Raw genomic sequence first — 16,803 nt, 5'->3', positions numbered from 1 at the left:
TAGAAGTAGGATTTAAGCGCAGATTTTGCCTTTTGTGAAAATGCGCTCTACTATGCGAACAGCAACTTATTTTAAATTAATCAGTGAACCACAAATATGATCGGATGTCTTATTGGCGAAGTATTGGCTTTAGAAGCACCAACCGTGTTGCTGAATGTAAATGGTGTGGGCTATGAAATTGACACGCCACTCACCACATTTTGCCAGTTACAAAAGGGGCAGAAAATTACCCTGTGGACGCATTTAGCTGTGCGTGAAGATGCTCAATTGTTATATGGCTTTTTAGAAGCCCAAGAAAAAACCATTTTCCGTACCTTACTTAAAGTCAATGGTGTCGGCCCAAAAATGGCGCTAGGTATTTTATCAACCTTAAGCGTCGAGCTACTGATTCACACCGTAGAACATGAAGATATTAATACCCTGATTAAAGTGCCAGGTGTGGGCAAAAAAACTGCTGAACGTTTAATGATTGAATTACGTGATCGCTTTAAAGCCATGTCCAACGAAGTGAGCAGCAGCAATTCCACAATGACTCAAATCCAGTTTACAGGCAATTCTGCTGTTGCCGAAGCCGAAGCCGCTTTACAATCTTTAGGTTATAAACCTGCCGAAGCACAAAAACTGATTAATGCAGTCAAGGGCGATTTTACTGAAGCCAGTGATATTATCCGTGCAGCATTAAAGTCGATGAATAAATAAAAGATGCCAACAAACCTAGCGTAAGTTCATCTTTCCAATATTGGATACATGACTGGCGACATGGATGTCGCCCGTTGAGTTGGGGTATAGGGATATACCCTCAACTCAACATAAGATTTTTGTTACTTTTGATCTTTCAAAAGTAAAATCATGCCTTCGCAAAGGCATTTAAACGCAACTCATACTTTGAGGCTGTGCATGCAGCATCAAAATGCCCAGCTCAAGAGATTAGTTAACACGATATGCAAGACCGTCTAATCAGTGGTTCTGAAAAACCCGAAGATCAAATTGATCGCGCCATTCGCCCCACTTCACTCGATGACTATATTGGGCAACCTGTAGTGCGTGAACAAATGGAAATTTTCATTGGTGCAGCCCGTGGACGCGCAGAAGCATTGGACCACACCCTGATTTTTGGACCACCAGGTTTAGGCAAAACCACACTCGCCAATATTATTGCCCGTGAAATGGGCGGCAACCTTAAATCTACTTCAGGGCCTGTCTTAGAACGCGCAGGCGATTTAGCCGCCATGCTGACCAATCTTGAAGAAGGTGATGTGTTATTTATTGATGAAATCCATCGTCTTTCACCTGTGATTGAAGAGATTTTGTATCCAGCGATGGAAGATTATCAACTGGACATCATGATTGGTGAAGGGCCTGCAGCACGCTCCATTAAACTGGACTTGCCACCATTTACCCTTGTCGCCGCTACCACACGTGCAGGCTTACTCACCTCACCGTTACGTGACCGTTTTGGTATTGTGCAGCGTTTGGAATTTTATTCGGTTGAAGATTTGACCCATATTGTCAAACGCTCGGCGAGTTTAATGGATGTGCCAATGACCGATGCAGGAGCCAATGAAGTCGCTCGTCGTTCGCGCGGTACACCACGTATTGCCAACCGATTATTGCGTCGCGTTCGTGACTATGCGCAGGTCAAAGGCACAGGTGAAGTCACGCAAGAGATGGCACAACGTGCGCTAGATATGCTGAATGTCGATAAAGATGGTTTAGATACCTTAGACCGTCGTTATTTATCAATGTTATTAGAGCGTTTTGATGGTGGGCCTGCAGGTGTGGAAGCTTTGGCCGCTGCTATGGCTGAAGACTCTGGCACTTTGGAAGATGTAATTGAACCATACCTAATTCAACAAGGTTATGTAATGCGAACCGCTCGCGGGCGTATTGCGACCAATATGGCGTATTTACAATTTGGGATGACACCGCCAGAGCCAAAAGAAAAATAGCTCAAAGGAAAAAATAGCTTGAAGGGAGCTATCTCCCTTTAAGTTATTAAATATTTAGGTCAATTGGGTCTGTAGATAGACCCTAATTTTCAATAATACGCACATCTTCAACAAGCATTAATTCACACGCGCCCGCCCCTGTATCATGACGGCTTAAAGAACTGCGCCACTGCCACCCATCTGCGGCAGTAACTTCAACCAATTTACCTTTCAAATAAATCAAATCATCTTCATCAATCTGTTTTAACTGTGTCGCAATCGCGGGTGTGGCAGGAATTAAATGCGTATTAGCGCTCAAACTTGCAATCTCTTGCACAGGAATCGGTGGTGCTTGTTCATAACGCCAATGATACCAACGGTTGCTTTGACGAATAGACAACTGTTTATACACTTCAGGCTTGGCCATTTCGCCCCATCCCAAAGCAAAATCGACAGGGCTAAGTTCGGCTTCACGTCCAAAATTATAATTTTCACGTGACAATACCCGAAACTCACCTTCATAGGTTTCCAAAGCTTGAATGGTATAGTCTTTAAATTGATGCACTTGCTGCGATGACTGATAGGTTGTGCTATCCGCAATTCCTCCATCTGGCTGGAACAGCGTCATCCACAACAAATACAATATGGCAATTACCACAAAAAATTTAACTAAACGGCTCATGTGCTGCTCATTGGGGTGGATCATCTGCATGTATCAGGCAGGCAGCTAATTTTAACTTAAAAGCATGTTTGAAATCTTGTGCCATTGGACGAAGCGTTGAGAATGATAAACTGCCACGCTATACACAGCTTGACTTATAGCCCCGATTCACGTCAATTTCACAGACACGGCGTAAGCTATAAGTATTGCTTATCAAACAACTTTGCAACATTGAAGCGGAACATCATCATGGCGAATAAATTTGAATTTAAAATTCGTATCTATATGGAAGATACTGATGCAGGCGGCATTGTTTACCACGCCAACCATATTCGCTTTATGGAACGTACCCGTACCGAATGGCTTCGTGCATCGGGTGTTGATCATTATTGGCATCAACAAGATTACAACTTTGTCGTGCATAAAATTAACGTGAAATATTCACGTCCAATCTTAATGGATGACCTAATTACTGTTACAGCAAGTGTAGTTTCGTGTAAAGCGTCATCATTTGTATTGCAACAAAATATTTATCGTGGTGAAATCATGCTTGCATCTGGCGAGGTTGAATTGGCCTGTCTTGGTTCAGATATGAAACCACGTCGTCTGCCAGATGAAATTCGTAGCCTTATTCTGAAAGAATTAGGACAAGATTAAAAAAATGAATTGGCACATGTAGTAACTATGGCAACACAACTCGAATCATCTCTTCAAGTATCAGATCTTATTTTACAAGCAAGTCCTGTTGTTCAGCTGGTAATGCTCTCGCTGCTTTTAGCATCATTATACAGTTGGTATCTGATTGCCAAGTTACACATGAGCTATAAAAAAGCACAGGCAGATGATCAGCATTTCCAAAAAATCTTCTGGTCTGGTGCAGAATTAAATACACTTTACAACAACGCACAGCTCAATTCAAAACGTGTCGGTTTGGAAGATATTTTCTATCAAGGCTTAGGTGAGTTTTTAAAACTCAAAAAGCGCCAAGCGCCTGCAACACAAACCATTGAAGGCACAGAACGTATTTTACGTGTCGGTTTAAGCCGCGACCAAGCTCAACTTGAACAAGGCTTAGGTGCATTAGCCAGCATTGGTTCGGTTGCGCCATACGTTGGTTTATTTGGTACCGTCTGGGGCATTATGAATGCCTTTATTGGACTGGCAGATGTCGATCAAGTCACATTGGCAACAGTCGCACCAGGGATTGCCGAAGCCCTCATTGCCACAGCCATTGGTTTATTTGCCGCCATTCCTGCGGTACTTGCCTTTAACCATTACACCGCCAAAGGCGAAGCGATTTATTCTGATCGTGCTTTATTTGCCGAAGAAATGGTGGCTTTATTACAACGTCAATCTTTAGGCAATACTAAGGATCACGACTAATGGCCATTCAACGCTCAGGACGCTTCGAGCGCATTAAGAAACCACTCAAAAGTGACATGAATGTAGTGCCCTATATTGATGTCATGTTGGTGTTATTGGTGATTTTTATGGTTACTGCACCGATGATTACCAGTGGGATTCAAGTCGATTTACCTCAAGCCAATGGTAATCCAATTGAATCGAAAGATGCCCCTGCTTTGGTGACTTTAAATAAAGATGGGCAATATTTTTTAGAATACAAAGAACACAAAGCCGAACCTTTGGAATTAGCCCAACTGAAACAAATTTTGACCGATGCTCAAATTCAAGCCAAAGCTGAAAACAAAGAGTTTCAGGTTGTTATTCGCGGTCATAATACACGCCCTTATGGTGATGTGATTGCGTTAATGTCTGACTTACAAGATGCGGGTTTAACCCAAGTTGGATTGCTGACCGAGCCTTTAAAGTAATTTATGAAAGATTTTAAAAAGCCACCTTTTCAACAAAAAGCCATCGCGATTGGGTTCACCGTAGGTGTCCACCTTATCGCAGTGGTTGGCTTGCTTTATTTGGGCATGAGTAAAGCACCTGAGCCGCCTAAACCCATTAAAACGGTATTAATAAAACCAGAAGATTTAAAACCCTTATTAGAAACTAAATCTGCTGAAACCACACATGAAAATGTAGCAGAGCAAATTACTCAAACAGCCGAGCCTGCTCTTGAACCTGCCCCTGTCATTCCAACACCTGCAGCGGCTCCTACGCCACCCGCTCCTCAAGTTGATACACAAAAAACTGCACAAGCAGCAGAGGCTCAAGCACGTGCAGAACGACAAGCTGCTGAAGCCAAACAAATTGCAGAGCGACAAAAACTAGAAGCTGAACGCTTAAAAGCTCAACAAGCACGCGCCGAAGAACGTGCTCAACGAGAAGCTGACGCCAAAGCAAAAGCCCAGGCCGATGCCAAAGCACGTACTGAAGCAGATGCTGTACGTCGTAAAGAAGCCGAAGCCCTGAAAAAAGCAGAAGCTGCAGAGAGACGTAAACTCGAAGCCAATGCAGCAGCAAAACGCAAAGCTGAAGCAGATGCAAAAGCCAAGGCAGATGCTGAGGCAAAACGTAAAGCTGCTGCAGACGCAAAAGCCAAAGCAGATGCCGAAGCAAAACGTAAAGCTGACGCAGATGCAAAAGCCAAAGCAGATGCCGATGCAAAACGTAAAGCTGCAGCAGATGCAAAAGCCAAAGCTGATGCCGACGCAAAACGTAAAGCTGCAGCAGATGAAAAAGCCAAGGCTGATGCCGACGCAAAACGTAAAGCTGCAGCAGATGCAAAAACCAAAGCTGATGCCGAAGCGAAGGCGCGTGCCGATGCTGAAGCCAAAGCTTCAGCTGCCAAACAAGCCGCAGAAGAAGCCGCTCAGAAAAAGGCCGAAGTAAGACGTATTGCATCCACAGCTAAACGTGATTTTGAAAATAAAATTAGACGAGCATGGGATACCCCAGCAGGTTCTTCAGGTCAACGTGCAACTGCTCGTGTGACTTTAAGTGACAGTGGTGCAGTTCAGTCTGTCGTGGTTAATTCTAGCGATCCTGATATGAAGGCCAGTGTAGAGGCTGCCGTTCGTGCTGCTGCGCCTTATCCGATGCCGTCAGACTCAGAGGCACGACGCGAAGCACGTAGCTTCACCTCTACCTTTACAGCACAATAAGTTACCAGTTAGCCGAATAACATCTATTCGGCTAACTCCTTCTCAAAATATTCGTGAGTATAAATAAATTTAAATTTTCACAGTGTTATAACAGTTTTATTATAAATTCATGCTTTCATTCCTACCAAAGCATGCCATTATGTACCACAATTACATCCAAAAAAGTTATGTTGATTTGAGAAAATAGCGAATGATGGAAACAACGCGTAAACACCTACTTTGTCTTGCTATTTTAACTGCGCTTAGCCCAGTTTTAAGCACACAATCTTTTGCACAACTGCATTTAGAAATTGCCAAAGCACCAGAAGAAGCACCTAAAATTGCGATTGTGCCGTTTGGCAATGATCAAAGTATTTATCCTATTGTAGAAAACGATTTAAACCGTTCAGGCAAATTCACCAGTTCATCTAAAAACCTTGCTGCAACTGCAAGCATGAACAATCCAAATGCAGCTGCATGGCAAGCCGCAGGTGTACCTTATGTGGTGACGGGAAATGTCAAAGCCACTGCAGAAGGCGGTTATGAAGTTCATTACCAACTTTATGATGTGCAAAAACAGCAATACTTATTGAATGAATTATTAAGCGTGCCTGCGTCACGCGTACGTTCTGCTGCACACATGATCAGTGATGCCATTTATGAAGCACTCACGGGCATTAAAGGTGACTTTAGCGGACGCATTGCTTATGTACTGCGCAACCCTGCAACACCTGAACAACGCTATACCCTGCAAATTGCCGATACTGATGGTGAACAGCCTAAAACCATTTTGACTTCGCGTGATCCTATTTTATCGCCTGCGTGGACACCAGATGCCAAAAAAATTGCCTATGTGTCGTTTGAAACCAAACGCCCTGCTATTTATGTGCAAGATTTGGCGACAGGTCAGCGTGAAAAATTAGCCAGTTTCCGTGGTTTAAATGGTGCTCCAAGCTTCTCACCAGATGGTCAAAGTATGTTGTTTACCGCATCCATGCATGGCAATCCAGAAATTTATCAAATGAATTTAAGCACCCGTGAACTGCGACGCATGACCAATGACAGTGCGATTGATACCGAAGCACGTTATGCACCAGATGGTAAATCATTTATTTACACTTCAGATCGTGGTGGTTCCGCACAAATTTATCGTTATGACTTTGCCACAGGCAGCAGCAAACGCCTAACCTTCCGCGGTGCATTTAACGCACGTGGTACGCTCAGTGCCGATGGTCGTAAACTGGCATTGGTGCATCGCCCAAGTGGCAGTAATTACAAAGTCGCAATTCAAGACATCAACACCAATATCACCAATATTTTAACCCCAACCAGTTTGGATGAGTCGCCAAGCTTCTCACCAAATGGGCAAATGGTGGTGTATGCAACGCGCGAAGGCGCACGTGGCTTATTGTCAATTATGTCTTTAGACGGTCGCTTCCGCATGAACTTACCTAGTGAACAAGGTGAAGTGCGTGAACCTGCGTGGGCACCAAAATAATGAGTACCCGCAAGGTAAACACTTTTCAGTTCTGTTTTAAAACCAAAAATCAAGCTTCATGGAGATGAGGATGAACGCAGTTAAATTATTGGTACTCCCTGTTTTGGCATCGGCTTTAGTGATGACAGGTTGTGCAAACCGCAAACCAACGACTGACTCACAAGCAGGTCAAACACCAAGTGGTGCAACTACAGTCAACACCCAAGGTTTGAGTGAAGATGCAGCTTTAAATGCACAAAACCTTGCAGGTGCATCTGCCAAAGGTGTAACCGAAGCCAACAAAGCTTTCTTGGCAAAGCGCGTGGTGCATTTTGACTACGACAGCAGCGAATTATCTAATGATGATTACCAGACCCTACAAGCACATGCACAGTTTCTAATGGCGAATGCCAACTCTAAAGTAGCGCTTACAGGTCATACCGATGAACGCGGTACACGCGAATACAACATGGCTTTAGGCGAGCGTCGTGCCAAAGCGGTTGAGAGCTTCTTAATCACCAGCGGCGTTAACGCAGGTCAGCTTGAAGCAGTGAGCTATGGTAAAGAAATGCCAGTCAACCCTGGACATGATGAAAATGCATGGAAAGAAAACCGTCGCGTAGAAATTAACTACGAAGCTGTTCCACCATTATTGAAATAATAATTTGCTGTTTGGGAAAAACTCGTTTAGAACGTGTTTCCCCAATACGAAAAAAGCGCTCTTTATTACAAGGGCGCTTTTTTATGACATAAAAAACTGGGCGAACGAATATTTTAAAAACTAACAGATAAGTGCAGAAATACAGCTTTGCTTCAGTTATTCCGACTCGGCATCAGCTTTTGCAGTTTGCATAGATTCAATCAAATCATGCTTGTTAAACTTTTTATATTCAGGTTTAGACTCGTAATCTTTCCAAGCGGCTTTCATCTTGTCCTCAGAAATATCGTCTAAACTAATCCCTTCGCTTGGCGTTGGAGTCGCATCAAACTTTAACGTTGTCATATCTGTGCTCCTATCTCAAATTAAATCCTTCACATCAACATAGCACTTTCTGCAGGACTTGCAAGGGTAAAATCACAGCAAATAGTCGAGTTTAATTTTTCTTTTAACGCGTTCTCATCTAAACTATTGCAGCATATTGTTATCCTCATTTTTGCAGTCATTCGGAGTTTTCCAGTCATGTCATACCGCACCCTTTCCCAATTTCTACAACAACAAACTGGAAATTTAACACCCGAACTTGCTCAAGTGATTGAAACTATAGCCAATACTTGCAAAACAATTGACCAAACATTACAAAAAGGTGCATTGGCGGGCGTATTAGGCAGTGCACAAAATGAAAACGTACAAGGCGAAGAACAAAAGAAATTAGATGTTATTTCAAATGATTATTTAATTGAAGCGTTACAAAAACATCCTAATGTGGGTGGTTTGGCGTCGGAAGAATTAGACGAATTCACTCCTGCTCAGGAAAATGGTCAATATTTAGTGTTATTTGACCCACTGGATGGTTCAAGCAACATCGACATCAATATGTGTGTGGGTACCATTTTCTCAATTTTACCTGCAAAAAATGCCGTGACCCAAGCTGCAGACTTTATGCAAGCAGGTACACAACAAGTTGCTGCAGGTTATGTCCTGTATGGCCCATCTACCATGATGGCGCTCACTGTTGGTGCAGGCGTGGTATTCTTTACCTTTGACCCAGAAAGCCAAGAGTTTTTGGTGACTGCAGACAACATTCAAGTTGCTGCAGATACAAAAGAATATGCGATCAATGCTTCAAACCAACGCCATTGGGAAGCACCTGTAAAACGCTATATTGATGAACTTTTGGCTGGTAAAACTGGGCCACGCGAAAAAGACTTTAACATGCGTTGGGTTGCATGTATGGTGGGCGATATTCACCGTATCCTTTGCCGTAGCGGGGTTTTCATGTATCCATACGACTTAAAAGACCCGAAAAAAGCAGGTCGTTTACGTTTAATGTATGAAGCCAATCCAATGAGTATGCTCATGGAACAAGCAGGCGGTGCGGCAACCACAGGTCGTGTGCGTATTTTAGACATCCAACCCACAGACCTACATCAACGTGTGCCTGTCATCATTGGCTCAAAAAATGAAGTCGATTTGGTCAGCAGCTACCATCAATAATTTTTAACAACAGCAGTCGGCCATTCGCTGACTGCTGTGGATTTTATCGCATGCCTACGATTTTTTTAGAATCAAAAGATAACCCGAAAATTAAACACTTACGTGGTTTAATTGAACAAAATAACTATCGCAAAAAACAGGGACAAACGGTACTTGAAGGTACACATTTGTGTCTGGCGTGGTTACATGAAAATAAAAAAATCAATTCGATTTTTACCACCGAACATGCACTAAGCCATCCTGACTATGAGCGTATTTTGGCTAAATACACAGGCGTGGTCTTTGTCATTGGCGAATCTTTATATAAAGATTTAAGCACTTTAGGCACTTCCCTTGCCTGTTTAGCCATTGTCGACGTGCCAAGTTCAAGCCAAGCTTTAGACTTTAAAGCAGACACACTGATTTTAGAAAATGTGCAAGATCCGGGTAATGTCGGCACCTTATTGCGCTCTGCAGCAGCAGCAGGTATTGAACAAATTATTTGTACCAAAGGTTCTGCCTCACTTTGGTCGCCACGGGTGTTACGTGCAGGCATGGGCGCACACTTTAGCTTGCATACCTTTGAAAATATTGAACTCGAAGATGTCTTAGCACAATTTCAGATTCCTGTATATGTGACCAGTTCACACCATGCAGAAAGTCTTTATTCCAAAAATCTGCGTAAGGCTTGCGTCTGGATTCTAGGCAATGAAGGTCAAGGTGTGTCCGATTATGCCTTACAACATGCAGAAGCGGTAAGTATTCCACAACCAGGTGGACAGGAATCTTTGAATGTGGCAATTGCAGGCTCAATCTGTTTCTTTGAAATGGTACGCCAACGTCTGTAAATGGTTAATTTATTTTAAAAAGACTAGCCCTGCAAAAAAAATAGATTAGACTGAAAATAATAACTTGCAATGTCAACCAAACCATTGTTTTTAGCGTTATAAAAATATGATGTTAAAAATAATGGTGGGTATCCAATGACAGGATTTTCCATCTCTATGGATTTAAACCCGAAGTCGTCACACTCGGAAAATTTGAGTGCTCTTAAGAGTACGGCTGAGCAACGTCTGAAGAATTTCATGCAAGACGTAACGGGGCGTGCCTTAGTGATGATGGAAAGTGCAACGCAAGGACAGCACGGCATTGCTATGGATTTGGTGCAAGAAGCCTTTATTTCCTTGCATAAATCTTATGCTGACAAAGCCACAGAGGAATGGTATCCCCTGTTTTACACCATTTTAAATAACAAATTACAAGATTGGCGTCGTAAAGAAGCTCGCCGCGCTCAACCGTTTTCATGGTTCAAAAAAATCAGTTTAGATGATGACGATGTTGAACAACTTGATATTGTCGATGAGCAAGCACTCAATCCTGCAGAGTTTTTAGATCAAGCTGTGACTGTAGAAGAAATTCAGGCAGCAATTGCGGGGCTTCCTGTGCGGCAACAACAAGCTTTTATGTTACGTGCTTGGGAAGGTTTTAATACGCAAACCACCGCACAAATTATGAACTGCACTGAAGGCAGTGTAAAAACGCATTATCACCGTGCTATTCAAGCTTTACGCAACAGTTTGGCACATATGAATCCGTATCTGGGAGGATCATCAGAATGAAACAAGATGATTTCTTAAAACAAGTGACATCTAAACTTGATGGATTGGCTCGCCACCATCAAGACAAAGCCGCGGTCATGAATCATGTCTTGGACAATATTCAAGACAAGAAAACATCGCGCTATGGGCTTTGGAAAATGTCAGGTTTTGCATTGGCTGCGGCAATTGCAGGTTTTGTGGTCTTGCCAAATTCAATGGAAATGACCACACAGCCGCAGAATCAAGCTGTATCTGTTCCTAAACTTTCTCCACAAATGGTGGAAGATTTAGAAATGTTAATGGTGTTGGGTGAGGACAAAGTTCCACATGGCAGCTAAACGAATTGTGATTGCGTGTTGTGCGCTCAGTTTTTTACAAACCAGTTTTGCAGGGTTTGAGCGTTTTTGGATTTTTTCCAAAGATGCAGATACGCAAATTTCAGAAACCTGGGAAACTCTTTCTGAAGAAGAACAATTGGCCTTAATTAAGCGCTATCAAAACTTAAAAGAAATTCCTGCAGAAAAAAGCGTAGCTTTACAGCAGCGGATGGATTGGTTTACTCAACTGCCTGATAGCGAAAAACAAAAAATGCGTGAAACTTGGCAAAAAATGAGCACGCAAGAACGTCGTGAATTAGGACAACGCTTGCAACAAGCAACACCTGAACAACGACCTTTAATTCGTCAGGAATACATTCTTAAATATCAGCAGCCTGCAATGAGTCACTAATTTTATCTGTTCATGGATAATAGAAAGTACTTGAAGTCACCAATAACAAAAGCCTCATCGTGTAAAACAGATGAGGCTTTTGCAATAAAGAGTCGGTAGATTACGATTTTCTTGGACGTTGACGATAGAACGCCAATCCGATTAAACCAAACACACCCCAAAAACCTAAGCTTCCCCCACCGCCACCACTGGCTTCATAATTGGTATTTTTCGCTGTATTTTCTAAAGTAATGGTCGCTTCAGGCGATAATTCCAGTTCATGATCGAAAATCGTGTATTTCAGCTCATAATCAAATGGGCTAAAGCTATTACGCACTTGTACCTGAATATTGCCTCCATAGCAGGTTTCACGTTTATAATCACCTGGACAAGGTGCTTGACGATCTGCCGTAAGTATCACACCTGAAGGCAGTTGCTTAAAACGAATTGCCAGTTCTTGTCCTGTACTATCTTTATAGAATGCAGGCTTATTGGTATTTTCTTTCAGAGTGCTGATAGAACCATCCCCACCATCGCTATCATTCGCCAATGGATTAAAACTAACTTTCAAGTCTGACCCATATTCCATACGTATGTGATCATCTTTTGCAATTGGGGCAATATTGCTAAATTTACCTTCAAGTAAGCCCGAAGAATGCAAATTACTGTCCAATTTTGAGGTAATGGTGTATTTACAATACGCTGAATCGGTTGCTTCTGTGACTTTATCATTCAGTCGATACATCACAATCCGTTGCAACTGTGCATCCCATTCACATTTGAATAGTGGATCTTGGGTCAATTTATCGGTACTAAATGTGGTACCTGAACCCGAAATTGCACCAATCCCCAATACTTCAGTGCTAATGCTAAAGTTGTCAGAATTAAGCTGTCTTAACTGAACAAATTTCCCATCTGCAGTTGGTTCATCTTGCTTTAATGCCATCGCAAATGGATCAACATAAATGGCACGATATTGCTGCTTAGCTTTGGTATTCGCCAACAAATCCTGCATCGTTTTCAAATCAGTACGCGATTGAGAAACGACCGAAGATGCAGCATCTTTACTTTGATCTATCGCAGACTGAATACGGTCAATTTGTTGCTGATAATTGGCAAATAAACTTTCATAAGAGACATTACGCAAGCTTTGAATATCGGCTGCATTTAAGCGCATCACTTCTACAGAGCCAATTTCACAGGTATTTTTTGCATCAGGATTTAAAGTTAAAGTTGCATTACTCACCCGCGCTAAACCACGTTGTTCATAATCACTACACCCCATGCTGTTTACATCAATCAAATCTTTCGCAGGGTCTGAACCAAGTTTTGGATAATACAACGGCAGGAATAAATTATAAGCAGATGGTTCTTGCAAGGGCTGCAATACTTGATCAAAGCTAAGCCCTGTCAAATCCAAATTTTTAGCACCATCATAAGAACTATTTGCTGTTTCAGGCAAATCACACTCGCCTTGCTCTGTCGCTGATCCCATTGCGAATAAGGCATTGCGAATTGTGTTGATGTTGCGCGCCTGCTCTAAGCTCGCAGGGAATGCATAACGACAAGATTTACCTTGGTTAAAGGCCAACATATTAAAAGAGAGGACAATACGTGGATAATTGTCATAAAACAAAGTACTCAATGCTTTATTTTCAACAATGGTATTACTTTGCAAATACACCTGTGACAAAGTGCTAAGCGGATGATTTTCTGCATTACTTAAGTTAAAGATATGACCTTTGCTGGTATCAGCTTGGTTTTGTGCAATCGTACTGGCAGTCAACGCAAGATCTGGTTGGCCGCAAAGATCAAAAGTACTAAGACTATTTGCAGCACCATTTTTCACAATACTGCTGCGGTCAATTTTCACCATAGAGCGTGTATTGACCAAGTTGGCACTACAATCCATTGCCAACACACTACCTACTTTGGCTTGGTTCGCATGGATATAAGCATTTTCTAAATTGACTTGACGCTCCGCTTGATGAGCAACAACGTAAATTGCACCACCTTGTTCTGCATGCGAATTTTGAATTTCGACATTGTTCACAGCTAATGGGCCTGCCACAAATAATGCACCACCCTTGCCTGCATCTGCAGGGTTTGCATTACCACCACCATGGGCATTCCCATTTTTTAGAATGACATCGTATAGCGCCACGCTGGCTTGGGTATCTGAAGTATTGATAATGCGGCTATTGCCATGTGCATTAATAGTGGTTTTTAACGGTGCAATTGAAGGATAACGATGTGTAATTGGATCTACTTGGTTATAGTCGACCGCTGTCGCCCCATAAATACGCACCATAGATTGCGGGCGTAATTCTGAGTTTAAGATATATTCCCCAGCCTGCAACTGAATCATATCGGTTGCACCACGGTTGGTATTGCCTGCGCTACATCCACCGAACGCAATATTCTGCTTGGCCGCAACTAACGCTTCACGTAATGAACATTTGCTTAAGTCTTCACCATTTTGATCTTCAAAGGTCGTGACCTGAATCACACGATTATCTGCTGCCATAAGCGACATAGCAGACAGCACCATTATCCCTAATAGTGTTTTTTTATTATTTTTCATATTCATCCTTTATGCTTTTCTACGGCGTAAACCCAACAAGCCCAATAAAGCCATTAATCCGTAAGCGCTCCATGCACCGCCAGAAACTTTTATTTTATCGCTTTCCATACGATTTTCATGTTCTTGAATAACTTGGACTTTCACTTCCATATAAGGTGTTGTGCTGTTAAAACGTGTGGTACTGGTGACTAATTTAATTTTAAAAACATCTGCACCATGCCAAGCAGAATCTGGGGTATATACCAAATTCCCCAACTCATCTACGGTCAATTTTCCTTTAGAACGTGTATCGAGTTGCTCAATTTGCACACAACCTGCTTGCCATGCTTGGCCTGTCGGATTGTTTGGATAGACTTGATCACAAAATTCTTTAGGCACCAAATCACTATCACCCAACAAATCACTCACCGACATTTTAGCAATTTGACCCGCCAAAATATCTTGACCTATAAGCCCCATAGTTTCAGGAACCATCACCTCTATTGCACCACGGTCACATAAGGTAATATCTGACTGACGGTTTTTACCGCGCTGATCTGAAGCAGCACAACCGACTACCGTATTATCCCCCAGTTGTAATTGCCCCTGATTCAACACCACAGAATCTTTCAGGCTGTTATAATTGAGCAATACGCGTGGGCGCATAAAGCCCAAGAATGAGTTTTCAGGAACTTGATATGGACAAAAGAGTGCCGTTTTATCTTGACTGAGGGTTTGGCATGCACCTTCAAGCAGATTACCTGCAAGCACCGAATTTGCAGTCCATAGCGTATTTAGATAGTTGCTATCGCCTGCTCCACAGCCTGCGCCGACTAAATTATTTTGCAATCTTGTTGCATCTGAACCTGCTTGCACACAGTTTGCTGCAGTATTCACACTCACAGGATGTGGATTACCCAAAATCACACTATTGGCAATATAGGCTTTACCCAAAGGTGCGTTGAGATACACACCACGGCTGTTACCAATCAAGCTAATGTTATTGACACCAATATCATCCAGCACATTCATGACATAGCCTTCATTTGCAGTAAAAGTACTGCTCACGATCATATTCCCCATACTAGGAAAGGCTTTGATTTCTTCATCTGCCAAACTTGCTGCAGAATAGAGATTGGCTGAAGCAACTGATATGGTTTTGTTGCCTTTAAATACTGAAGTTGTAATCACAAAGCGTGGGAATTGCGTATAAATGACGCCACCTTCCTGCGCTTGGTTAGCTTCAAGCAAGCTATTTTTGATCTCAATAAAACCTGCAGGGATCTTCTCGTCAGTCATTTGTGCGAGGTTATAAATTGCCCCACCTTGATTGGCTACACCCTGACTCAGTTTCACATAGTCTAAAATTAAATGTTCATTATTATAAATCAGACCACCTTGTTGCTGACGACAGCGTTCCTCACCGCAGCCCTGTAAAGTTAATTCTTTTAAAGAAACTTTTAAGAAACGATCCTTGCTATCTTCAATGTGGAAAATTCGCTCATTGCCGCGCATCTGAATCGTGGCATTATTCAAACCTGGGGCAGTTTTATCATTCAGACTACTGTCATAGGTGGTTTTAATTTCAAGGTTTTCTGTAATTTTAAGTTGAGTATCAATTTGATAGACGGCTTTCTTTTCTAATAAAATCACACTTGAGGCATTTTTGCCGCCACAGCCCAAATAGCCTTCTTCGGGCATGCCTAAATTAATATACTCAATGGCTTCACGCAAAGAACATTGTTGATCATCTGCTTTGGTGTCAGCAGTGGTGGTGACAATGATATTACTACTATATGCATGACCTGCGATAAACAGCATACCAATGCCGATGCTCTGCTTGAGCATAAGCGTACTCCTTGTAATTTTCTTTGTTTTTTTTCTTCTTTAGTTGCAAATTCCCTGCAACTTCGAATTATTTTCCGAATAATTTGGCATAGCTTGCGCAAATTCTCAAGTAATTTTAATTTTTACCGATATTCGTCAATTAAAGCATAAATCTGACGCAGGTTTGCTCCACTTAATTTCGTTTTCTCTCCTTTAAGTAATTGCACCAACTGTTCAAGGCTTTGCAGCAAAATCGAGGTCTGCTGTGGGCCATGTAACAACAAATAATCAATAATTTGTGGGTCGATGATAATCCCGCGACGCTCTAACACGGAACTCACTAAAGCTTGTCGGTCTGCATACAAACTGCCTGAAGGCACTTTAACACTCACTGCCTGCGTCAAACGTGATTGCAAATCGGGCAATTCAAGCTTTAATTCAATCGGTGCAAAACGTGATGAAAACACCAACTGACCACCAACCTCATTGCTGTAATTGATTAAGTGAAACACCGCACGTTGCCAATGTGGTACACCACTAATCGCTTCAATATCGTCTAAAGCAACCAAATCATAACGGTCTAAAGAGGTAATTGCTTCTGTTGGGGCATCCAATAATTCAAGTAAGGATACTTTAATAGCTGATTTGCCAATTTCTAAATAGGAATCGCAAATTGCAGACAATAAATGACTTTTGCCTGTGCCCGCACCACCATAGACATAAAAGCGATTGACCAATCCTGCATGAAGCTGTCGAACTGCATCAATCACATGCCCCCAACCCGGACCAGAAAAATCACTGATCCGTGCATCTAATTGAGGCTCGATATCTAACTGCAGTTGACGCATAGAATTGTA

The 16,803-nt window shown here is 42.3% G+C and carries 18 protein-coding genes; 13 read left to right on the top strand and 5 right to left on the bottom strand.

Annotation, left to right across the window (positions count from 1 at the left end; all coding sequences use genetic code 11):
- Nucleotides 1-96: 96 nt before the first annotated feature.
- Together ruvA and ruvB are read left to right on the top strand one after the other, a co-directional pair.
- Complete coding sequence (gene ruvA / locus FTT70_RS01730) at nt 97-699, top strand: Holliday junction branch migration protein RuvA (RefSeq protein ID WP_004971784.1); 603 nt, start codon at nt 97-99, stop codon at nt 697-699.
- Between the two features lie 242 nt (nt 700-941).
- Nucleotides 942-1,949 carry a Holliday junction branch migration DNA helicase RuvB gene (ruvB, locus tag FTT70_RS01725; protein WP_004971787.1) on the top strand — a complete coding sequence of 336 codons (1,008 nt, stop codon included), beginning with the start codon at nt 942-944 and terminating at the stop codon, nt 1,947-1,949.
- Nucleotides 1,950-2,031: 82 nt separating this feature from the next.
- Here the strand turns inward: ruvB and FTT70_RS01720 are convergent, their stop codons facing one another.
- Nucleotides 2,032-2,610, bottom strand: a complete 579-nt coding sequence (locus FTT70_RS01720; RefSeq protein ID WP_004971789.1) for a hypothetical protein — start codon at nt 2,608-2,610, stop codon at nt 2,032-2,034.
- 228 nt (nt 2,611-2,838) lie between these two features.
- Here FTT70_RS01720 and ybgC point away from each other — a divergent pair, with 228 nt between their 5' ends.
- The 6 genes from ybgC to pal all read left to right on the top strand — a co-directional run bounded on the left by ybgC (nt 2,839) and on the right by pal (nt 7,777).
- Nucleotides 2,839-3,246: a tol-pal system-associated acyl-CoA thioesterase gene (ybgC, locus tag FTT70_RS01715; RefSeq protein ID WP_004971791.1), complete on the top strand. Its 408-nt coding sequence runs from the start codon at nt 2,839-2,841 to the stop codon at nt 3,244-3,246.
- Nucleotides 3,247-3,273: 27 nt separating this feature from the next.
- On the top strand, nt 3,274-3,972 hold the full coding sequence (gene tolQ / locus FTT70_RS01710) for a protein TolQ (protein WP_104851739.1): 699 nt from the start codon (nt 3,274-3,276) through the stop codon (nt 3,970-3,972).
- Nucleotides 3,972-4,421, top strand: a complete 450-nt coding sequence (tolR, locus tag FTT70_RS01705; protein WP_070154130.1) for a protein TolR — start codon at nt 3,972-3,974, stop codon at nt 4,419-4,421. The genes tolQ and tolR overlap by 1 nt, the downstream gene beginning before the upstream one ends.
- A 3-nt stretch (nt 4,422-4,424) precedes the next feature.
- The gene (gene tolA, locus FTT70_RS01700; protein ID WP_180168211.1) at nt 4,425-5,660 is read left to right on the top strand and encodes a cell envelope integrity protein TolA; all 1,236 of its coding nucleotides are present in this window, start codon (nt 4,425-4,427) and stop codon (nt 5,658-5,660) included.
- A 193-nt stretch (nt 5,661-5,853) separates the two neighbouring features.
- A complete protein-coding gene (gene tolB, locus FTT70_RS01695) occupies nt 5,854-7,137 on the top strand; it encodes a Tol-Pal system beta propeller repeat protein TolB (RefSeq protein WP_026438303.1) in 1,284 nt (427 codons plus the stop codon).
- Between the two features lie 70 nt (nt 7,138-7,207).
- Nucleotides 7,208-7,777, top strand: a complete 570-nt coding sequence (pal, locus tag FTT70_RS01690) for a peptidoglycan-associated lipoprotein Pal (RefSeq protein ID WP_004971799.1) — start codon at nt 7,208-7,210, stop codon at nt 7,775-7,777.
- A 156-nt stretch (nt 7,778-7,933) separates the two neighbouring features.
- Here the strand turns inward: pal and FTT70_RS01685 are convergent, their stop codons facing one another.
- Nucleotides 7,934-8,119, bottom strand: a complete 186-nt coding sequence (locus FTT70_RS01685; protein WP_004971800.1) for an NF038105 family protein — start codon at nt 8,117-8,119, stop codon at nt 7,934-7,936.
- Between the two features lie 177 nt (nt 8,120-8,296).
- Between FTT70_RS01685 and FTT70_RS01680 the strand changes: the two genes are divergently transcribed.
- The 5 genes from FTT70_RS01680 (at nt 8,297) to FTT70_RS01660 (ending at nt 11,577) form a co-directional block, all read left to right on the top strand.
- Nucleotides 8,297-9,271, top strand: coding sequence for a class 1 fructose-bisphosphatase (locus tag FTT70_RS01680; protein ID WP_004971801.1), 975 nt, complete (start codon nt 8,297-8,299; stop codon nt 9,269-9,271).
- 50 nt (nt 9,272-9,321) lie between these two features.
- Nucleotides 9,322-10,098 carry an RNA methyltransferase gene (locus FTT70_RS01675; RefSeq protein ID WP_004971802.1) on the top strand — a complete coding sequence of 259 codons (777 nt, stop codon included), beginning with the start codon at nt 9,322-9,324 and terminating at the stop codon, nt 10,096-10,098.
- A gap of 156 nt (nt 10,099-10,254) precedes the next feature.
- Nucleotides 10,255-10,869: an RNA polymerase sigma factor gene (locus FTT70_RS01670; protein ID WP_180168286.1), complete on the top strand. Its 615-nt coding sequence runs from the start codon at nt 10,255-10,257 to the stop codon at nt 10,867-10,869.
- On the top strand, nt 10,866-11,186 hold the full coding sequence (locus FTT70_RS01665) for a hypothetical protein (protein WP_004971804.1): 321 nt from the start codon (nt 10,866-10,868) through the stop codon (nt 11,184-11,186). The genes FTT70_RS01670 and FTT70_RS01665 overlap by 4 nt, the downstream gene beginning before the upstream one ends.
- A complete protein-coding gene (locus tag FTT70_RS01660) occupies nt 11,176-11,577 on the top strand; it encodes a DUF3106 domain-containing protein (RefSeq protein WP_004971806.1) in 402 nt (133 codons plus the stop codon). The genes FTT70_RS01665 and FTT70_RS01660 overlap by 11 nt, the downstream gene beginning before the upstream one ends.
- A gap of 100 nt (nt 11,578-11,677) precedes the next feature.
- Here the strand turns inward: FTT70_RS01660 and FTT70_RS01655 are convergent, their stop codons facing one another.
- The 3 genes from FTT70_RS01655 to hda all read right to left on the bottom strand — a co-directional run bounded on the left by FTT70_RS01655 (nt 11,678) and on the right by hda (nt 16,794).
- Nucleotides 11,678-14,092 carry a CSLREA domain-containing protein gene (locus FTT70_RS01655; RefSeq protein WP_257229343.1) on the bottom strand — a complete coding sequence of 805 codons (2,415 nt, stop codon included), beginning with the start codon at nt 14,090-14,092 and terminating at the stop codon, nt 11,678-11,680.
- A gap of 57 nt (nt 14,093-14,149) precedes the next feature.
- Nucleotides 14,150-15,967, bottom strand: coding sequence for a rhombotarget A (gene rbtA / locus FTT70_RS01650; protein WP_180008347.1), 1,818 nt, complete (start codon nt 15,965-15,967; stop codon nt 14,150-14,152).
- Nucleotides 15,968-16,089: 122 nt separating this feature from the next.
- The gene (gene hda, locus FTT70_RS01645; RefSeq protein ID WP_004971812.1) at nt 16,090-16,794 is read right to left on the bottom strand and encodes a DnaA regulatory inactivator Hda; all 705 of its coding nucleotides are present in this window, start codon (nt 16,792-16,794) and stop codon (nt 16,090-16,092) included.
- Nucleotides 16,795-16,803: the final 9 nt, after the last annotated feature.

Source organism: Acinetobacter sp. YH01003 (assembly GCF_013420525.1).
In the GTDB taxonomy this organism is placed as follows: domain Bacteria; phylum Pseudomonadota; class Gammaproteobacteria; order Pseudomonadales; family Moraxellaceae; genus Acinetobacter; species Acinetobacter towneri.
This window is presented reverse-complemented; position numbering and strand designations above follow the sequence as displayed.

Excerpts from the sequence above, each read along its gene's own strand:
- ruvA (WP_004971784.1), top strand. The coding sequence starts at position 97 with ATGATCGGATGTCTTATTGGCGAAGTATTGGCTTTAGAAGCACCAACC.
- ruvB (WP_004971787.1), top strand. The coding sequence starts at position 942 with ATGCAAGACCGTCTAATCAGTGGTTCTGAAAAACCCGAAGATCAAATT.
- FTT70_RS01720 (WP_004971789.1), bottom strand. The coding sequence starts at position 2,610 with ATGAGCCGTTTAGTTAAATTTTTTGTGGTAATTGCCATATTGTATTTG.
- ybgC (WP_004971791.1), top strand. The coding sequence starts at position 2,839 with ATGGCGAATAAATTTGAATTTAAAATTCGTATCTATATGGAAGATACT.
- tolQ (WP_104851739.1), top strand. The coding sequence starts at position 3,274 with ATGGCAACACAACTCGAATCATCTCTTCAAGTATCAGATCTTATTTTA.
- tolR (WP_070154130.1), top strand. The coding sequence starts at position 3,972 with ATGGCCATTCAACGCTCAGGACGCTTCGAGCGCATTAAGAAACCACTC.
- tolA (WP_180168211.1), top strand. The coding sequence starts at position 4,425 with ATGAAAGATTTTAAAAAGCCACCTTTTCAACAAAAAGCCATCGCGATT.
- tolB (WP_026438303.1), top strand. The coding sequence starts at position 5,854 with ATGGAAACAACGCGTAAACACCTACTTTGTCTTGCTATTTTAACTGCG.
- pal (WP_004971799.1), top strand. The coding sequence starts at position 7,208 with ATGAACGCAGTTAAATTATTGGTACTCCCTGTTTTGGCATCGGCTTTA.
- FTT70_RS01685 (WP_004971800.1), bottom strand. The coding sequence starts at position 8,119 with ATGACAACGTTAAAGTTTGATGCGACTCCAACGCCAAGCGAAGGGATT.
- FTT70_RS01680 (WP_004971801.1), top strand. The coding sequence starts at position 8,297 with ATGTCATACCGCACCCTTTCCCAATTTCTACAACAACAAACTGGAAAT.
- FTT70_RS01675 (WP_004971802.1), top strand. The coding sequence starts at position 9,322 with ATGCCTACGATTTTTTTAGAATCAAAAGATAACCCGAAAATTAAACAC.
- FTT70_RS01670 (WP_180168286.1), top strand. The coding sequence starts at position 10,255 with ATGGATTTAAACCCGAAGTCGTCACACTCGGAAAATTTGAGTGCTCTT.
- FTT70_RS01665 (WP_004971804.1), top strand. The coding sequence starts at position 10,866 with ATGAAACAAGATGATTTCTTAAAACAAGTGACATCTAAACTTGATGGA.
- FTT70_RS01660 (WP_004971806.1), top strand. The coding sequence starts at position 11,176 with ATGGCAGCTAAACGAATTGTGATTGCGTGTTGTGCGCTCAGTTTTTTA.
- FTT70_RS01655 (WP_257229343.1), bottom strand. The coding sequence starts at position 14,092 with ATGTCGCTTATGGCAGCAGATAATCGTGTGATTCAGGTCACGACCTTT.
- rbtA (WP_180008347.1), bottom strand. The coding sequence starts at position 15,967 with ATGCTCAAGCAGAGCATCGGCATTGGTATGCTGTTTATCGCAGGTCAT.
- hda (WP_004971812.1), bottom strand. The coding sequence starts at position 16,794 with ATGCGTCAACTGCAGTTAGATATCGAGCCTCAATTAGATGCACGGATC.